The organism is Reinekea marinisedimentorum (assembly GCF_004341165.1).
Classification (GTDB): Bacteria; Pseudomonadota; Gammaproteobacteria; order Pseudomonadales; family Natronospirillaceae; genus Reinekea; species Reinekea marinisedimentorum.
On sequence record NZ_SLZR01000015.1, the window covers coordinates 68,226 to 86,935 of the forward strand.

Genomic DNA, 18,710 nt, shown 5'->3' on the forward strand with positions numbered 1-18,710 from the left:
TGGTTATTGCGGACCACAGGCAATGAGCTCGGATAAACAAAACGCTAAGGAGTCAAAATGTATCAATGCAGCTTAGAAAGAATGACCAACAAGATCACCACCTTCAGCAAATTTGGTGACGCCGGCAACGGCGGTATTACTCGCTACACCCTTTCTGAAGAAGACGTTCTGGCAAGAAACGAATTTATAAAACGCATGCAAGCCATCGGCGCGATTATCGAAGTAGACGATGTTGCCAACGTATATGCAACGCTGCCCGGCAGCGACCCAACCGCGAAACGCATTGTCACCGGCTCGCATTCCGATTCCGTTAAAAACGGCGGCAACTACGATGGCATACTAGGCGTTATGTCGGGTATGGAAGTTTTGGAAACCATTGCAGAGCAAAATATTCCGCATAAACACCCGATGACCGTGATGATCTTTACCAACGAAGAAGGCTCGCTGTACCCGCCTGCGATGATGGTCTCTGGCATTCTCTGTTACGACTATCTGCCCGAAACCGTAAAAGGCAAATTTAAATACGAAGACATGCTGCAATCCAAAAGTGTTCTGGATAAAACCACCACCTTTGGTGACGCACTGGAGGCTTCCGATTTTAAAGGCGACATTGCCAACCGCTTGTCGCCGGAAAACTACAAATGCATGTTTGAGGTTCACATTGAACAGGGGCCCATCCTGGAAGATGCCGGCAAAGACATCGGAATTGTCGATTGTGTTCTGGGCATGTTCAACTACCGACTGCGTTTTTACGGCCAGGCCGTTCACGCCGGTACCTTCCCAATGCAAAAGCGTCAGGACGCTCTGTTCGCAGCCTCGCAGGCGCTTTGTTATTTACATGAAGAAATCGACAAGCTGGGTTACAGCGACCTGGTTTACACCACCGGTGAAATTGAATGCCACCCGAACGTTCATACCTGCGTGCCGGATGAAGTCGACTTTTGCATCGACGTTCGTCACGAAAGTGCCGAAGTGCGTGAAAAGGTATTAGCCATAGTGAAATCCTGCACGGAAAAACCATGGGCCGGTTGCCGCTGTCACGTTGAGCGTATGTGGAACCGCGATACCGTGTACTGGGATGAAACCCTGGTGAGCTATGTGAGCGAAGCTGCGAAAGAGAGCGGCGTTTCCCATCAGGTTGTTCATTCCGGTGCCGGGCACGATGCGCAGTTTGTTGCCTACATGATGCCGACGACGATGATCTTTGTGCAGTCGAAAGACGGCCTCTCTCACTGCGAGCCGGAGTATTCATCGCCAGAGCAATGCACCGCAGGCGCAACAGTCTTATTGAACGCCATGTTAAAAGCCGATGCCGAATAAAATAAAAAACGAAGGAGCAAGAAATGGATTTAATCATTAAGAACGGTACGGTTGTTACCGCCAGTGAAACGTTTAAATCGGACGTTGGTATCAAGGATGGCAAGATTATCGCCATGGGCAGCGACCTCAATGTTGATGGCGCTGAAGTGGTTGACGCAAACGGCAAACTGGTGATTCCCGGCGCGATTGATGTACACACCCATCTGGCCATGCCTTTTGGTGGCACCGTATCTGCCGACAGCTACTTAGCGGGCACGCGCGCGGCGGCCTGTGGCGGCGTAACCACCGTCTTCGACTACCCCATGCAACGCAAGGGTATGACCATCAAGGAAGTGATCGATTCTAAAAAGGCGATCTGCGAGCAGGATGCCTGCGTAGACTACGCCTATCACTGCATCATCACCGACCTGAACGACGGTGACATTCTGAATGAGATGGAATCGGCCGTTGAAGAGGGCATTACCAGTTTCAAATGCTTCTTCGTGTATAAAAAAGAAGGCATGATGGTCGATGACGGCACCTTTGTGCAGCTGATGCTGAAGGCAAAAGAAGTGGGCGCAATGATTAACCTGCATGCCGAAAACCCGGATCTGATTGACTACAACATTGAACGCTTTTTGGCCGAGGGTAAAACCTCGCCCTGGTATCACTATTTAAGCCGGCCAGAACACGTTGAAGCCGAGGCCGATAAACGCGCCGTCCATTGGGCCAAGCATTACCAGGCCCCACTTTACCTGGTACACATGGCCGATAAAGAAGGCCTGGAAGCGCTGCTGGAAGCCAAACAAGACAACCCCAATCTATTTGTAGAAACCTGCCCGCAGTATCTGGAATTCACCTGCGATGTTTACAAGCGCGAAGACGGCCGCAACTTTGTTTGCTCGCCACCCATGAAAGGTCAGGAAAGCCAGGACGCGTTGTGGAAAGCCATTAAGAATGGCGGCATTGACGTTGTTGCCACCGACCACTGCCCGTTCCAGTCGTACGAAAAAGACTGGGGCAAAGATGACTTCACTAAAATCCCCAATGGCTGCGCCGGTGTGGAAAACCTATACCCTTATATGCTTTCGGCGGCGAACCAAGGCAAAATCTCCTTTAACCGCGCCATTGAACTTTGCTCGAGAAACCCGGCAAAAATTTTCGGCTGTACCGAGAAAGGCACCATCGCTGTAGGCAAAGATGCCGACATCGTTATTTACGACCCGGAAGTCGACTTCACGATCTCTGTGGATAACATGCATTCAGATTACGACCACACCATTTGGGAAGGCATTCAGGTGAAAGGCTACCCGGTGCAAACCTATTCCCGTGGCCGGCTGGTTTATGATCATGGTGATTTTGTGGGAGAACCGGGTTGGGGGAACTTTGTGAAGCGCGAGAAGCGGCCGCAGTAAGGTTGTGCCGGTTCTGAAATCTAAAAAAGGCCAGCGGCTTAAAGCGCTGGCCTTTTGCTTTCAAACAACTAAATAAAAAGTGACAGGCTGGATTGAGGATTTACTAGCAGGTAGCAGGCTTAGCACGCTGATCGAGTGCACCAGATAAACGAGTCAGCACCAGCGCCAGCAACACAATAAGAGCGCCGATCCAGGCGGTATCCATAATGTTCATCTCTTCAATAATTACACCGCCCAAAATAGAGCCCAGTGCGATACCCACATTAAAGGCTGCGATGTTCAAACCCGAGGCGACATCAACGGCCTGAGGCGTATATTTTTCTGCCAGCTGAACAACATAAACCTGAAGCCCGGGTACATTACCGAAGGCAAAGGCGCCCCAGATCAGAATGGTCAGCACCGAAGTAACCGAGTTTGCCGCGGTAAAGGTAAAAGCAAGCAGGATTAACGCAAGTGCAGAAAAAATAATGTACAGGGCTTTTACCGGGCCAAGGCGATCCGCTAAGCGACCTCCCCAGATGTTACCAATGGCAACAGACACACCGTAAACCAGCATAATTAAACCCACCGCACCAGGCTGAATGCCAGAAACATCCTCAAGAATAGGCGCTAAAAAGGTAAAGGCCGTAAAGGTACCGCCGTAACCGACTGCTGTCATGGCGTACACCAGCAGCAAGCGCGGTTGCGTTAAAACCTGCAGCTGTTGAGCAAGCGTTGCCGGCGCAGATTGCTTAAGGTTTTTTGGCACCAACAAAGCACTGCCGATCAGCGCAATCAACCCGAGCACAGCAACCACCATAAAGGTTGCCCGCCAGCCGAAATGCTGACCAATCCAGGTTCCTAATGGCACACCTGTAACCAGTGCTACCGTCAGCCCAGTAAACATAATCGCAATGGCACTGGCTTCTTTGTTCTTGCTTACCAGGCTTGTTGCGATGGTAGAACCAATCGAGAAAAACACCCCGTGCGCCAGCCCAGTGAGAATACGGGCAACAATCAGCGATTGATAACCCGGTGCCATCCAGGCCAACAGATTACCGATTACAAACAGAGTCATAACAACCAGCAAAACCGTTTTGCGTGGCCAACGTCCGGTTAAGGCCGTCAGTACAGGCGCGCCAATAGCAACGCCCAGGGCATACAAGCTGACCAGCAGGCCAGCCGAAGGTAGTGTTACGTTTAAATCCATAGCAATGGTTGGCACCAGCCCGACAATTACGAACTCGGTAGTACCAATGGCAAATGCACTGAGCGTCAGCGCCAGTAAAGCAATAGGCATAACAGATCTCCAAATAACCAGCATGACCATTCATGCGAGAAGTTGGCGCGCAGTATGCCGATTGCTATTTTCTCGAAAAACAGCACAATCAACAAATCTTCTTTACATAATCGACAAAGATCGCCATGACGATAACCTCCCGGACGGAAGACTTGGAAATTCTGCTGGCAGTGATAGACAGCGGCAGCTTATCTGCCGCGGCACGCAACCTGGATATACAGGTGGCTAGGGTATCGCGCGCAATCAGTCGGCTGGAAAGCGAACTGAACTGCTCACTACTCAACCGCACCACGCGTAAACTTGAGGTCACGGAGGAAGGCAGAGTATTTAGCGCAAAGGTTCGTGAAAGCCTGCAGGTACTAAGCGAGGCCGAAGAGCAGCTGAAGGTATTGCAGGGCCAACCGAGTGGCCGACTGAGAGTGGATGCTGCAACGCCCTTTATGCTGCACCAGCTGGTTCCGCTGTTGCAGGCGTTTAATAGCGCCTACCCGCAAATAGAGCTGGAGCTGGTCAGCAACGAAAACTTTATTGATTTAATCGAAAAGCGAACCGACCTGGCAATTCGCATTGGCCCGCTGAGTGATTCAAACCTGCACGCCCGCCACCTAGGCAACAGCCCATTGATGGTTGTCGCAAGCCCCGGCTACCTGCAACAAAGCAAAGCACCAAACAATTCCACAGAACTTCGACAACATCGCATCATCGGCTTTTCACAATCGCCACAGCTGAACCGCTGGCCGGTAAACTGCCCCTATGCGAAAAACAACAGCATCAATGTAACGCCATCAATCAGCAGCAGTAATGGCGAGGTGGTACGCCAGCTCTGTTTGCAAGGGCAGGGTTTGGCACTGCTTTCACGCTTTATGATTCAGCAAGACCTCGAAAACGGACAGCTAATAGACGCCATGCCCGGCTTCATCACCAGTGGCAATCAGCGAGAGCAGATCAACGCCGTGTACTACCGTAATACTGCGCTCTCACCCAGAATACAGGCATTTCTGGATTTCGTTACCCCGCGGCTGGTGCTTTAACTGCAGCGCGCGGCACATGGGTTTAGGCCTATCTCGCTAATTTAGAGTACACCTTAACAATGGCACCTGTTGATTTGCATGCAGGATTGACCCACTTCGGATCGAATTGCGTTGATTATTTGACCCACCTATTACTCTTTAATCCACTGAAATCAATAGTGATATTCTAGTTTTTCAGGCTCAACTTTAGTTACAACAGGTTGATTAAATTCCTGTGCAAATCAACAAGTACACATCACATACCTATGTATAACGACGTGTACTTTTTATTTCAATTCGCTTCAGCAGGCTACTTTAGCTCGCCAGTACGCAAATACCATCTTTAGGAAAGTTCAGCTTGATTATGTCGCCGGTATTGAGAGCGATCGCCTTACTCGTGCTGACGACAATTTCACCTAAATCCGTATCGACCTCGTATTGATAGTCTTCGCCCAGGTAGGTTCTAACTTTTATAGTTCCCTCAATAAAAGAATCACTACTCTGGCCTACGGCTATGTTTTGGGGTCTGATCGCAATCTTCTTCGCATTCTCTACATCTTCAGCCTCAATATTTTTACCATTGCTGAGTCTGTATACCCCAGGGCTTATTCGGGTCACATCAAGAAGATTCTTAAAGCCGACAAAATCCGCTACAAAGATGGATTTAGGGTTACTGTAGATATTTTCCGGCGTATCGTACTGTTCTATCTTGCCATCATTCATAATGGCCACCTTATCTGAGATAGAAAAGCACTCCTCCTGGTCATGGGTAATCAGGATGGTTGTTATATTAAACTTCTGCTGCATCCTTTTAATCTGAGATCTCATCTCAATACGTAACTTGGCATCCAGGTTAGAAAGGGGTTCATCCAGCAGCAGTAGCTTAGGAGAAATGACCAGCGCCCTGGCAAGAGCCACCCTTTGTCTTTGCCCACCGCTTAGGTTTTCAGGCTTTCTGTCTTTCAGCGCGATGAGCTCAACCGTCTCAAGGATATCCAATACCTTCTTTTCAATTTCATCCTTGGGTATTTTTCTTAATTTCAGTCCATAAGATACATTTTCGAAAACTGTCATATTTGGAAACAGCGCGTAGGATTGAAAGACGATGCCGAAGTTTCGTTTGTTAACAGGTACCTTGGAGTAATCCTCATCACCAATAAGAATTTCGCCCCCGGTTGACTGTAAAAATCCGGCGACAGCCTTCAGAGTGGTTGTTTTTCCACAACCCGAAGGGCCTAGAATGGAAACCAGCTTTCCATCTTCAATTTCTAGATTATAGTCTTCCAGGATATTGACTTTGCCGTCATAAGATACCTTTAAATCATTGAGTACCAGTCTTGCCATTGTTCTTTTACCTTCCGTAATTATTCAGACCCAAAGTCTTTTCAATGAGATATGTTATGCCGATGGTCATAAACAGTAATACAACTGACACCGCAGCTACTGATGGGTCACCATACTTTTCAACATCTTGCATCATGATGATAGGAAGCGGAGTGGACCCTCTTCCGTAGAGAAAGATTGAAATGGGAATATCGTTAAATGATGTAATAAATGAAAGGACCGATGCCGATATTATGGCCGGAGTGATACTCGGCAGTAATATATGCAGAATGAAATCTTTCTTGGTTGCGCCCAGGCTTTCTGCTGCATCTTCTATAGTGAAGTCGAACTTCTCAAAAGCGCCGCCAATCACCCTGATGGTGTAGGGAAATAAGACGATAATATGAGCCAACATCAACACCAGTAATTTCGGTAACCGAGTATCAAACTCTTTCGCAATAAAAACCCAGCCCAAAAAAAGTGAATAACTCAGCACAATACCCGGTATGAGTACAGGAGAGAAAAAGACATTTTTTATTGCCCGAGTAAATTTACTTTTGTATTTTGCCAAACCGTAAGCAACCGGAACACCAAAGCACAAAGAGATGATTGTTGCCACAACCCCTACCTGGAAGCTGATAGCAAAACCCGATATGTAACTGCTGCTAAAAGCGCTCTTGTACCACTTTAAAGAAAACCCATCGATGGGGTAGGTCAATATATCCTTGCTGTTAAAAGATGCCACAACCGTTATAAACAAAGGAAATAGAAGATAGAAAAACACAAGGCAGACGAAAATAGTGAGCACTTTACTTTTCTTCATTTCTACCTCCGACCAGGCTTGCAGATTTATTAATCAGAGTGATGACCACCACGGTTAACGCAAACAGGAAAATTGAGATAGACGAGACCAGCTCCCAACGCCCGAGCGTTGTTCCATACTGTTGCACCAGAGTAGCCAGCACGACAGTTCTTGTTCCTCCCAGAATATTAGGGGTGGTATAGGCGGTGAGTGTTGCCGTGAAAACCAGAACAACCCCCACAATAATGCCAGCCATTGAGTTTGGAATGATCACATTAAAAAAAGTTTGAAGTCTCGATGCGCCAAGGCTTATTGAGGCATCCTCTATCTCTTGCGAGATGTTATCCATAACCCCGATAAGGGAGACGATCATAAGGGGAAGGAATATATAGGTTGAGCCAATAATAACGGCAAGCTTGGAGTACATAAGGCTAATAGGTTCATCTATTAACCCCAGATCACTCATTAACCTGCTTAGAATTCCGTCGTATCCGAGAATAATCATCCATGAAATACTTCGTACAACCGCATTGGTCAGAAGCGGAAAGAGGGTTAAAAGCAGGAGTACATTTTTCAAACGGCCCTGCGTTCTTGAAATAAAGTAGGCCGTCGGTAAACCGATTAACAGAGTGGCGAATACGACAAAAAAGGATATAGAAAAGGTGTTTTTCAAGGCTTTTTTGAACGTTGAGTCTCCGAACAGCTCCAGGTAATTTGCAAAGCTTATTGTACCGTCAACAGAGAGCGATTTTTGGGCGAGCATAAGTAACGGGATAAAAACCAATACGACTATCAGGCACAAGCTGGGTAAAAAAATAACTAACTTCTCTTTATTCACTCTGAGTTGCCTTCTTCAATAATTCCCGGCTTTCTGCTTCCACAAAGTCATAGGCCACCGAAAACTTCTGTATAACGTCCTCTTCCGTTGTATGAACGAGCTTTGAGTCCTTAACCTTCAAATCGCCATTAACAAACACATGTTGAATGTTGTTCGGCTGCATGGCATAGACAATGGCGGCATAGTAATCGTAGAGAGGAAGCATGTTTAGGGTTTGAGGGTTAACAACCATAAGGTCTGCCTTCTTACCTACTTCAACACTGCCGACGAGATGATCTATATTCAGGGCTTTTGCCCCGTTAATCGTGGCCATTTTCAGAATCTCACTGGCCGGACAAAGCGCCCTATTCTGGTATTTGACCTTCTGCATCTTAGGCGCACAATTCATCACGCTCATCATGTCCATATGATTTCCGCTCATGGGGCCATCTGTTGCCAGAGTAATATTCACGCCTTCCTGCATATATTCATGTATGGGCGCAATAGGTCTGCCGCTCTTACTGTTACCTGCCGGGCAGTGAGAAATAGAAGCCCCCACATTCGCAAGAATCTTCATATCTTCATCACTCACCAGAATGCCATGGGCCCCAATGAATCTGTTGTTCAATGCACCGATGTTCTGCAGGTATTTAACGACTGAACCATGCTCTTCTAAATAGGGGTCGGCTTCCCAAGGCTGCTCTGCCAGGTGTATAAGGAAAGGAACCTCATACTTATCTGAGAGTTCTCTACAGCGCTGCAACAAAGGTTCAGAGCTCATGTACACAGAGTGAGGCGCTAAGGCTCCGTTAATTAGAGGGTCATTCCGATACTTTTCAATGAAATTTTCAAATAGCTCAAACCCATGGTCGGCGTTCAGCTGCTCCCCTGATCTTTCATCTGTGATGCCCTGACCAATAAAGGCTCTTATTCCCAGCTCATTTGAAGCTCTGGCGGTGGCGTCGGTAAAGGTGTACATATCTGCGAAGCATGTCGTTCCACTCAACAGCATTTCAGAAAGGCTCAGAAGAGAGGAAGCGTGCACGATTTCGTCATTCAGACATGAATTTTCCAGAGGAAACAGAAGTCTTGTCAGGCGATCTTTCATATCATCGCCCAGCCCTCTAAAAATAGTCATAGGTACGTGGGTATGCGTATTGATGAAACCCGGCAGCAGCAGCTTATCTGTTCCATCGATGATTTGATCATAATCTTCTGATATTTCATTAAAAAAAATGCGAGATATCTCATCATTGACGATAGAGATATTCGCATTCTTTAAAATATCAAGATTATCATTCATTGTAACAATGGTTATATTCTTGATTAGAGTTTTCATAGATTATCTTGTAAACAGCTCGTTCCATTTAGCAACCCAGGCTGCTCTGTTTTTATTGACCAGATCAATATCTGTGCTCACTGCATCAGGGAAAGAGGCAAGATTGGTTTTGGCATCTTCCTGACCCTCTTCAAATTGAACATTTTTATTTACCGGAGAATCGATGCCGCGATCGAGTGATTCGTTCTGAACTTCTACAGAAAGTAAGAAGTCAATAAATTCCATAGCCAGGTCTGCGTTCTTGCTACCCTTTACGATGTTAACTGTATTGCTATTAAGCATAACCTTATCCAGGTCGCCCCAGTTTAGGTCTGGCGTGTATCCGAAGTCTGCCAGTAAGGCGTAATCAAACTCACCATTAATGACGGCTTTTCTTGTGCTGAACGTACTGACATAAGCACTCACCTTCCCACTGGATACCCAACTTTCAATGGCTTCAACATTTGCTGAAGCGTCACCAGAAACATCACCTGTTCCATAAAGTACCATTGGGCCAAAAGTTGACGTCATATGGGGAATGGCAATCTTGCTGTCTTTGTCGGCAAGGATTTCCGCCCAGGTTGAAGGAATGACTTCTGAATTTCCGGCAACTCTGAGTCTGTTTATGGTATAGCTTGGGCCGTAATTCTCGCCATTAGGATTTTTAGCCTGTTCAAAAAGACTACCATAGTTTTTCAGCTCGGCCTTATTCATTGTTTCAAAAAGACCATCATTAATCGCTTTTTGCGCAGTGGCTTGAGTCGCAAGAAATACATCAATGTCTGTAATATAAATCTCATTTTGCAACTTAGTGTATCGGTCGCTATCACGCCCCAAATCCAGCTCAATGGTGACGTTGTGCTTTTCTTCGAAAGGAGTGAAAAGGAATTCTTTAAGAGCATCAACATCGTAATCCCAGGTAGAAACAACAAGTGTTCTGTGATCACTGGCGCTTGCAAAAATAGGTAGAGCTGTCATCGCAACAACTAAAAGCGATTTAAATTTTTTCATATTCCATCCTCAATTCATTACTGTTTAGCCAATCTGTCTCTTGGCAGTATTTCATAAATATTCATGCAAATCTCTAGTTTATATATCGAAATAAGTCGATTTAAATTATCACCTCATTTTGGTGCGGAATTAAGCTAAGCCTAATTATTTTGGGGCATCTATTCTTAATTAATTTAAGGAAGACACGAATAGAAAAATGTGGAGTTAACTTGTGTTTGAATAACTAGCTTCACTAAATTTAGAGAGCCTTTTAAGGTCGCTGGCTATGAGCGACAGCTTAAAGAATGCACGTCAAATTTAGCGAGTCATTTTGCATTGGTTACATGCAAAAAAGGAGTTAGCCTAATTCGTCGTTCAAAGCCAACAATACACTGGCAGACAAAGTAAAAACCACATACATATGCATGAATAACGGTGCATACTTTTATTTCAATTTTCTTCAGCCTTAGCCAGGCGATTAATATCGGCCGGTGCCAAGGCTGCCGGACTTTCGTAACCACGCGCCAAGTTCAGCATGGCTTTTCCGATGGCGCGTGTCGACGTTACCGAATCCGGGATGAGCCTGGTGAGCAACGGGTAAATAAAACCAAAAACATCGTACGCTACCCGGTACAGCGCTGTTCGCGACTTAATACCATCCATCGGCTGAATGTAACCCGGCCGCAATGAATACACCTTTTTAAAGCTACGCTCAAACAGACTGTTTTCCAGACGGCCGCGCACCCGCGCCCACATCACCTTGCTGTTGCCGGTAGGGTCGGAACCCTGGGCGCACATATACACAAAGGTCATGTTTGGGTTACGGGGTTCGAGTACATCGGCAATGCTCAGGGTAAGGTCGTAGGTGATGCGACTGTAAAATTCTTCCGCTTGCCCCGCCGAAGAAACGCCAAGGCAATAAAAGCAGGCATCAAAGTTTACCAGCTCATCGGCAATGACCGAGTGATCAAACAAATCCGCCAGAACCAGCGACCGGACTTTGGGGCTGGCGTGCTCTACCGCACTGCGGCCAACACAGAGAATTTGGGTAACATCCTCAGCGTTCACCGCCTCACGCAACACCGCCTAGCCGATCATGCCGGTAGCGCCGTAGATTAAGACTTTTAGCATGGTTATGCTCCTGTAGCATACGCAAACACAGATACGATAGCGGAAATAGCTGGTCGGTACTTATCGATTTTCGAGAATCTAAGAACTCAGAACCCTCTGTCTGCACCTTTAAAGCCAAGCCGACTCTTAACGGAACGGCCTTACCGGTTGCTTACCCACCAGAGGCCAGCACAGCAAAGTATTACTGCCAGATATTGATCTAATACTGTGCACTGGGGGTAATCCTTTGCATCAATATTTATCATTTTAAAAATACCTGACGACTCCTTTTGACTCATCAAAGACCTTAACGTCCACGTTTAAAGGCATCCCCGCAATTGGCATGAGAATTGTACATATGTTGATACATAGTATGTCAACACATATATATTTACATGGACAAGTCATGAACACGTCAATTCAAGATATTTTAGAAAAAACACCTTCGATAGGCAGAGGCCATACCCCTGGCACATCCGTCGTCACACATGTTACTAACAAACTATCGAACCTGTTGTTGTCTGAACTTGAATGCCTTATTAAAAATAATTCAGACCTTAATTTAGCCAGCTGGCGCGCCCTTAGAGGGCTGTCTACGTTTGGAAGCTCATCGCAAAAAGAGTTGGTCATTTTCGCCAATGTTGATCAAGGCCAAATGAGCCGGGCGCTTTCAGACTTAGAGAAAAAAGGATTCGTAACCTCTCAACGATCAGTTCATGACAAACGCACATGGAGTTTTTCAATTACCAAACGTGGTATCTCTTACCACAAAAAACTCAGTGTAATCATAGATAACTTCCATGACGAACTGACGGCCGCACTTACAGAATCTGAGCTTGAAACCTTTGTTAGCCTCAGCGCAAAGGTAGCCAAAGCCGCGACAAAAAATCATTCAAACAACGAACAATCTGAATCGTGACGCAACGCCAATCCGACTGTTCATATTTAAATTGAAGGAAAAAAAATGAAGATCAATCACCTGTTGAAAAAAATCGTACTAACGACATCACTTTTGCTTTCCGGGGTAGCAATAGCAAGTGATTGGACTCCGAGTGGCCCCATTACACTGAAAATTGGCTTTGGCCCAGGCGGTGCCACTGATGTTATCGGTCGTGTAATCGCCTCGGCCATTGAAACTAACAACGGTTGGGATGTCATTGTTGAAAACAAACCCGGCGGTGGTGGTGTGGCAATGCTCTCTGGTTTAGCGCGCGACAAAGCCGATGGTACAAAAATAGGCTTGGGCGTAACGATGGCAACACTGATGAATATCGCAACCCGTGGTGACAGCCTGCCATTCAACTTAGATAGCTTTGACTACATCGGTACGGTTGTCACCAGTCCTTTAGCCGTCATCGCCCGTGCTGATGCACCTTTTAATACATTTGCTGAGTTTATTGAGCAATCGAAAGCCAACGGCGGCTATTTAGTAGGGTTCGATGGTGGACCGCAAAAGCTAATCATCAACGCCATTAATGCAGATACCGGCGCTGATATTGTGACAGTCAGCCATAAAAGCGGCTCTGAGCAAATTCAAAGCCTGCTCGGTGGGCAAATACAGGCGGGTTTTGGAGCGGGCGCTCATATTGAATACCTGAAGTCTGGTGACTTAAAAATGCTGGCCGTGGCTACTAATGTGCGACAGCCCTATTCACCTGAAACCTCCTCTCTTATCGAGCAGGGCTTTAACTACTCATTGAACCCATATTTCTATCTGACGGCACCGAAAGGCTTGCCAGAGAACGTTAAAGCCGCACTTTCAGCAGCGCTGGAGGAAGCACTTAAATCTGAAGCCGTCATTGAATTGATCGAAAACACCATGAAAACAGAGGCGCAAAACCTTGGCCCTGCTGGCACCGAGGCCGAGCTGAAAAACAGCCTGGCAATGATGACCAAGCTAGTTGCAGATTCTAAGTAAACAAAATAGCTGCGCTTCGCTGCGCAGCAACCCCTTTTTATGCAGGAGACCATGTCAATGACGTTAGAACGATTGCAGACAGTCATACTTATTCTGGGGATGCTTTTTCTCTATTTCGTCATTATGCCTGGGCAAATCGACCATATTGAAAACGCCCGAATCGTACCCGCTACAGTTCCAACGATCTCAATTTGGATCATCATTATCGCGGCAGTATTTCAGCTTTTTTCGACCAAGGTAAGCGTCAAATTTAACCCAACTCTTTGTTTGCGCGCGGCAATTTTCGCGATCTTTGTTATTACCAGCATCACCATCATGACGCGTTTCGGGTTCGAGTACGGAGCCCCCATTCTGGCGCTTGGTGTCATGCTGGGTATTGGTGAACGTCGGTTGCACTGGCTTTTTCTGGGCAGCACAGTGATTCCTATTTCTGTTTGGCTACTGGTAGAAAATGTACTTGACCGGGTTTTAATGTAGGAGTGAATCATGACTGACTTTTCAGTAATTCTCGCAGGCTTTTCAGACGCACTCACACTAACAAACATGCTCTATGTGATTGCGGGTGTCATTGTAGGGCAATTTGTTGGTGCAATGCCCGGCATTGGCCCGGTAATGACAATGGCCATTGCAGTACCGTTCACCTTTGTTTTAAATCCGCTGCCTGCCATTGGTCTGTTAATCGGGATCAACAAAGGCGGCTTGGTTGGTGGCGCTATACCGGCCATTCTAATTAATACGCCCGGTACACCCGACGCAGCCGCAACAGCAATTGATGGCCACCCTCTTTCCAAGAAGGGAAAGCCATTAAAAGCATTGAAGATGGCATTGTACTCATCAGTCACCGGAGACACCTTCAGTGATATTGTTCTGATTACCGTTGCTGCACCATTGGCGGTTATTGCACTAAAAATGGGGCCTGTCGAAGTCTTCGCATTGATGGTCTTTGCTTTTTCACTGATTTCCGGATTGATCGGTGCCTCTGTAACCCGAGGTATCATTGCCACAGCATTGGGACTGTTAGCCGCGACGGTGGGCTTAGACCCTGAACACTCGACCCCGAGGTTTCTATTCGGTTTTTACGACCTTTACGATGGGTTCCCGATAGCCGCAGTTGCTATTGGCACACTGGCATTTGCGGAAATCATCCGTCGCCTTATTTCGATGACAGGTGAAATTCGACCAGCAGTAAATTTCCCTAAAGACCAACCGCGGGAAGACAAGCGCATTAGCTTCAAGGAATATTGGAGTTGTAAGTTTGTATTGTTACGCGGCGCCTTAATTGGAACCGGCATCGGGGCGGTACCCGGCATGGGCTCCACTGCAGCCGCCTTTATGAGCTATGCCTCTACGAAGCAATCTTCTGCGCAGCCTGAGAAATTCGGCAAAGGCGATATACGCGGTATTGCAGCAACTGAAAGTGCCAACAGCTCTGTCGCCGGGGCCGACATGATGCCTCTGCTTACTCTTGGGCTGCCGGGCTCCGCATCATCAGCGATGTTAATCGGTGCGTTTCTTATCCAAGGCATTCAGCCGGGTCCACTGTTGTTTGAATCTCAAGGGCAGCTTGTTTACGGGTTGTTTGGCGCGATGCTAATGGCGAATCTGTGCAATTTCATCATCGGTCTATTTGGTTTACGTATATGGGCAAAACTAATTACAGCGCCCGAATCTCTGATTTTTTCAGCAGCAATGGTTTTCTGTGTAGCCGGTGTCTACCTAGCGACCGGTGGTATTTTTGGCGTCTACATCATGTTGATTTTCGCCCTGATCGGTCTTGTCATGACTGCGCTAAATTATCCTGTTGTTGTTTTTATAATAGCCTTCTTCCTGGCCCCTAGGTTTGAACTGGCGCTCGGTCAGTCTGCTGCCATTCTACGGGGAGACCCACTGCGCCTCGTTAACCACCCTGTTGCATTGGTTCTGTTCGGAATGTCTGTTTTTGCAGTCTATTGGCTAAACATACGAAAAAAAAACAACAAACCTAAGCAGCCGAAAGAAAGTAAAAGCGAACCAGAATTCAACGAAAACCTACAACCAGAAGAGGCTTAAATGAACAGTATCAAATTGCTAGAAAAACTTGTCTCGTTTGATACGGTCAGCAGCAAGTCTAATTTAGAACTTGTTTCCTGGGTGACCGAGTTGCTGGGTAAACATGGTATCGAATATCGCCTAACCACAAATGATGAAGGCACAAAGCAAAATATATTTGCCAGCGTAGGTCCACGGGTTAGTGGTGGCGTTATTTTAAGTGGGCATACCGATGTTGTTCCTGTAGTGGGTCAGGAATGGAAAAGCGATCCATTTACGTTAACCGAACGAGATGGCCGACTGTACGGACGAGGCACCTGCGATATGAAGGGGTTTATTGCCTCAGCGTTGGCCGCGTTGATAAAAGCCAGTGCACAACCCCTTTCTAAACCACTTTACCTTGCTCTTTCATACGATGAAGAAATTGGTTGCCTGGGTGTCCCGCGTTTAATCGACGACATCGCCGATATAATTCCGCGCCCGAGAGCCGTAATTATCGGCGAACCAACCGAGATGCAACCAATAACCCAGCACAAGGGCTCGTTCCGGAGCAAGATCTGCTTAACCGGGAAAGCGGGCCATTCGAGCCAACCAAGCCTGGGGGTTAGTGCCATCCATTACGCAGGAAAAGTATTACAGGGCCTTTCGGAATATGCTGACGAATTAAAGGCCAGCCCGTATAAAGATAGTGCCCTTAATCCAAACTATACGGTTATCAATACGGGGTTGATCTCTGGCGGAACGGCACCAAATGTCTTCGCGCAAAACTGCGAAATGACGTTGGCTACACGATTCATGCCTACAGAAACAGTAGGCACTCACAAACTTAAATTTGAAAGAATCGTTTCTGATGTTGAAAAGCGAATGCAGAATCACGCGCCAGAATGCTCAGCCCAAGTGGTTATCGAAAATAACATTCCAGCGTTTAAGCCCGAAGAGAACAGCGAGGCAGTAAAAATCTGTGAACTTCTGGTAGGCCCAAGACCTTCAGGTGCAGTGGGTTTTGGTACAGAAGCAGGCCACTTCCAGGAGGCAGGTTTCTCTACCGTCGTGTTTGGCCCCGGAAGTATTAACCAGGCGCACCAAGCCAACGAGTTTATCGAAATCGAGCAGATGAACGCTATAGATGAGTGTCTAGCCAAGTTAATCGATCTGCAAATGTAGCTATATGGCACGACTACATTAACCACCAATAAGAATTTAGGAACAATGAATATGATAACTGAAAGAACAAATCGTGCTTTTTCTAAAGTGCGCCCTTATATTCCCGGCGCCAATATTGACCAAAAGAAAGAGGAGTACGGATTAGAATCTCTGATTAAACTCGCATCTAATGAAAATCCGGTTGGCGTTTCACCAAAGGGTATAGCAGCGCTCAACAACATGGCTAATGTTGTTAACATATACCCAGATCCAAGCGCTGTTTCTTTAAGAGAGGCCATTGGTCGTAAGCTTGGAGTCTCAAAAGATGAAGTCATTGTATCTAATGGTGCCAGTGGTGTTTTAAGGTTAGTAACCGAAATACTGATTGAGGAAGGTGACGAAGTTGTATACAGCAAACCAACTTTCCCTGCCTATTACAACAATACTGTCAGAAATGGAGGAATTCCGGTCGAAATTCCTCTGACCAAAGATTACGCGTACAACTTAGCTGGCATGGCAGAAGCCATTACAGAAAAAACAAAGCTGATTATTATTTGCAACCCTAATAACCCCACCGGAACAATTCTTACCTTTGCCGAAATCGAAAAATTCCTGAAGCAAGTACCTAAAGACATTCTGATTATAGTAGACGAAGCCTACATTGAGTACGTAGAAAACAGAGATCAGGCAGATTCACTTAAGGGGTTAAAACAGCATAATAACCTACTCATTGTAAGAACCTTCTCCAAAATTTATGGCTTGGCAGGCTTAAGAATCGGGTATGGGCTCGCCTGTAAGCAAATCATAGATACCCTTTACCAGGCTCATCAAACATTCGTTACAAGTAGTCCAGCACTGGCAGCGGCGGAAGCCGCACTAGACGATGATGAGTTTTTGGAAGAAGTAAACACAGTAAACAAAGTTGGCAAGAAATTCTTAACTCAAGAGTTTAGCGCCATGGGCTTTGATATTATTCCTTCAGAAGCCAACTTCCTGTTTGTAGACATGAAGGCTGAAGCAAGCCACATCTACGAAGAGCTACTTAAAAAAGGCTGCATTATCAGACCAATGGGTAAGTTTGTTCGCATTACAATAGGTACTGAGAGCGAAAACAAAATACTGGTTTCTGCACTTAAGGAGATCAAATGAAGATACTATTTTTTAGCGTATTCAAAAACCAAATAGCTGACGTTGAAGAGATTGCAGCACAACGTGGCGTCGAGGTTGATATTGTCAATACGCCGCTTAGTATGGAAAACGTACACCTTGCTGAAGGGTATGAAGCGATATCTTGTGCTGGAAAGTGCAATCTGGGCAGAGATGTTTTGACTCAGCTGAAGCACTACGGCGTTAAGTATATTTCGACAAAAGCAGTCGGCTATGAAAACTTAGACGTGGAAGCCTGCAAAGAACTCGAACTCAGGTTTAGCAACTCCAGCTATTCACCACATTCAGTGGGTGAATTTACCGTGATGTCGATTTTAACGTCGCTAAGAAAACTATCTTTTTCTCAAAGTAAATTACGAAGAAAAGACTTTACCCTGTTTGGCTTAGAAGGCAGAGAACTCCACGACCAAACAGTTGGCGTCATAGGAACGGGAAAGATAGGCCAAAGCGTCGTAAAAAGGCTTTCTGGTTTCGGTTGCAGAATCATTGCGCATGACCTACATGAGAGCAACGAAGTTAAGGGCTTAGTGGAATATCTTCCTCTGCAGGAAGTACTGCAACAGTCTGACGTAATAACACTGCATGCTCCATTGCTTGAATCGACATACCACCTTCTGGATGAGAGTGCGTTCAAGACGATGAAAGATAACGTCTGCATCGTCAATAACGCCCGCGGGGAGTTAATTGACTCGGAAGCATTAATTAATGCACTGAAAAGTGGAAAAGTATCAGCCGCTGCACTGGATGTAATTGAAGATGAACTCGACTTTTTCCGTTATGACTATAGCGAAAAAGAAATCACTCACAAGAGCCTTAACACACTGTTAAACATGGATAACGTCCAGATAACAACGCACCATTCATTCTTCACACGTCAGGCCTCTGTAGATATGGTTAATTCAGCAATAATGGCATTGCAGGATTTCAAAGAAAGTGGCTATACGGCCAATCAGATTTGCTAACTTCCACACTTAAGGCACACATCTAATACCGGCCTAGTGGGCCATGCGGAAAGTTAAGTAATTAAAAAGATTGTAGTACAATGGCCGCATGAGAACATCATCGCCACTACATATTTCTGATAACGACCG

General features: G+C 46.2%; 16 protein-coding genes and 1 pseudogene. 10 read left to right on the plus strand and 7 right to left on the minus strand.

Annotated elements, in window-relative coordinates:
- Positions 1 to 57: 57 nt before the first annotated feature.
- Both BCF53_RS15105 and hydA read left to right on the plus strand, forming a co-directional pair.
- Complete coding sequence (locus BCF53_RS15105) at positions 58 to 1,320, plus strand: Zn-dependent hydrolase (protein ID WP_132702858.1); 1,263 nt, start codon at positions 58 to 60, stop codon at positions 1,318 to 1,320.
- Between the two features lie 20 nt (positions 1,321 to 1,340).
- Positions 1,341 to 2,714 (plus strand): annotated as a pseudogene (gene hydA, locus BCF53_RS15110) (dihydropyrimidinase); the annotation flags it as partial.
- A 103-nt stretch (positions 2,715 to 2,817) separates the two neighbouring features.
- On the opposite strand, the gene BCF53_RS15115 reads toward hydA, so the two are convergent.
- A complete protein-coding gene (locus tag BCF53_RS15115) occupies positions 2,818 to 3,993 on the minus strand; it encodes an MFS transporter (RefSeq protein WP_132702862.1) in 1,176 nt (391 codons plus the stop codon).
- Between the two features lie 125 nt (positions 3,994 to 4,118).
- Here BCF53_RS15115 and BCF53_RS15120 point away from each other — a divergent pair, with 125 nt between their 5' ends.
- Positions 4,119 to 5,024: a LysR family transcriptional regulator gene (locus tag BCF53_RS15120; RefSeq protein ID WP_132702864.1), complete on the plus strand. Its 906-nt coding sequence runs from the start codon at positions 4,119 to 4,121 to the stop codon at positions 5,022 to 5,024.
- A gap of 294 nt (positions 5,025 to 5,318) precedes the next feature.
- On the opposite strand, the gene BCF53_RS15125 is transcribed toward BCF53_RS15120, so the two are convergent.
- The 6 genes from BCF53_RS15125 to BCF53_RS15150 all read right to left on the minus strand — a co-directional run bounded on the left by BCF53_RS15125 (position 5,319) and on the right by BCF53_RS15150 (position 11,321).
- Positions 5,319 to 6,347, minus strand: coding sequence for an ABC transporter ATP-binding protein (locus BCF53_RS15125; protein WP_132702866.1), 1,029 nt, complete (start codon positions 6,345 to 6,347; stop codon positions 5,319 to 5,321).
- Between the two features lie 7 nt (positions 6,348 to 6,354).
- The gene (locus tag BCF53_RS15130) at positions 6,355 to 7,149 is read right to left on the minus strand and encodes an ABC transporter permease (protein WP_132702868.1); all 795 of its coding nucleotides are present in this window, start codon (positions 7,147 to 7,149) and stop codon (positions 6,355 to 6,357) included.
- On the minus strand, positions 7,136 to 7,966 hold the full coding sequence (locus tag BCF53_RS15135) for an ABC transporter permease (RefSeq protein WP_132702870.1): 831 nt from the start codon (positions 7,964 to 7,966) through the stop codon (positions 7,136 to 7,138). The genes BCF53_RS15130 and BCF53_RS15135 overlap by 14 nt, the downstream gene beginning before the upstream one ends.
- Positions 7,959 to 9,284: an amidohydrolase family protein gene (locus BCF53_RS15140; protein ID WP_132702872.1), complete on the minus strand. Its 1,326-nt coding sequence runs from the start codon at positions 9,282 to 9,284 to the stop codon at positions 7,959 to 7,961. The genes BCF53_RS15135 and BCF53_RS15140 overlap by 8 nt, the downstream gene beginning before the upstream one ends.
- Before the next feature lie 3 nt (positions 9,285 to 9,287).
- Complete coding sequence (locus BCF53_RS15145) at positions 9,288 to 10,274, minus strand: ABC transporter substrate-binding protein (protein WP_132702874.1); 987 nt, start codon at positions 10,272 to 10,274, stop codon at positions 9,288 to 9,290.
- A gap of 429 nt (positions 10,275 to 10,703) precedes the next feature.
- Entirely contained in the window at positions 10,704 to 11,321 is a 618-nt protein-coding gene (locus BCF53_RS15150) for a hypothetical protein (RefSeq protein WP_207902751.1), read from the minus strand.
- 448 nt (positions 11,322 to 11,769) lie between these two features.
- Between BCF53_RS15150 and BCF53_RS15155 the strand changes: the two genes are divergently transcribed.
- From BCF53_RS15155 to BCF53_RS15185, 7 genes are read left to right on the plus strand one after another with little or no spacing between them, the layout of a single operon-like run.
- Positions 11,770 to 12,282: a MarR family winged helix-turn-helix transcriptional regulator gene (locus BCF53_RS15155; protein ID WP_165901936.1), complete on the plus strand. Its 513-nt coding sequence runs from the start codon at positions 11,770 to 11,772 to the stop codon at positions 12,280 to 12,282.
- A gap of 45 nt (positions 12,283 to 12,327) precedes the next feature.
- The gene (locus tag BCF53_RS15160; protein ID WP_132702878.1) at positions 12,328 to 13,281 is read left to right on the plus strand and encodes a tripartite tricarboxylate transporter substrate binding protein; all 954 of its coding nucleotides are present in this window, start codon (positions 12,328 to 12,330) and stop codon (positions 13,279 to 13,281) included.
- Positions 13,282 to 13,338: 57 nt separating this feature from the next.
- Positions 13,339 to 13,758 carry a hypothetical protein gene (locus tag BCF53_RS15165; RefSeq protein WP_132702880.1) on the plus strand — a complete coding sequence of 140 codons (420 nt, stop codon included), beginning with the start codon at positions 13,339 to 13,341 and terminating at the stop codon, positions 13,756 to 13,758.
- A gap of 9 nt (positions 13,759 to 13,767) precedes the next feature.
- The gene (locus BCF53_RS15170) at positions 13,768 to 15,330 is read left to right on the plus strand and encodes a tripartite tricarboxylate transporter permease (RefSeq protein WP_132702882.1); all 1,563 of its coding nucleotides are present in this window, start codon (positions 13,768 to 13,770) and stop codon (positions 15,328 to 15,330) included.
- Complete coding sequence (argE, locus tag BCF53_RS15175; RefSeq protein ID WP_132702884.1) at positions 15,331 to 16,473, plus strand: acetylornithine deacetylase; 1,143 nt, start codon at positions 15,331 to 15,333, stop codon at positions 16,471 to 16,473.
- Between the two features lie 51 nt (positions 16,474 to 16,524).
- Positions 16,525 to 17,601, plus strand: a complete 1,077-nt coding sequence (gene hisC / locus BCF53_RS15180) for a histidinol-phosphate transaminase (RefSeq protein WP_165901937.1) — start codon at positions 16,525 to 16,527, stop codon at positions 17,599 to 17,601.
- Complete coding sequence (locus BCF53_RS15185) at positions 17,598 to 18,581, plus strand: NAD(P)-dependent oxidoreductase (RefSeq protein WP_132702888.1); 984 nt, start codon at positions 17,598 to 17,600, stop codon at positions 18,579 to 18,581. The genes hisC and BCF53_RS15185 overlap by 4 nt, the downstream gene beginning before the upstream one ends.
- The last annotated feature ends 129 nt before the right edge of the window (positions 18,582 to 18,710 follow it).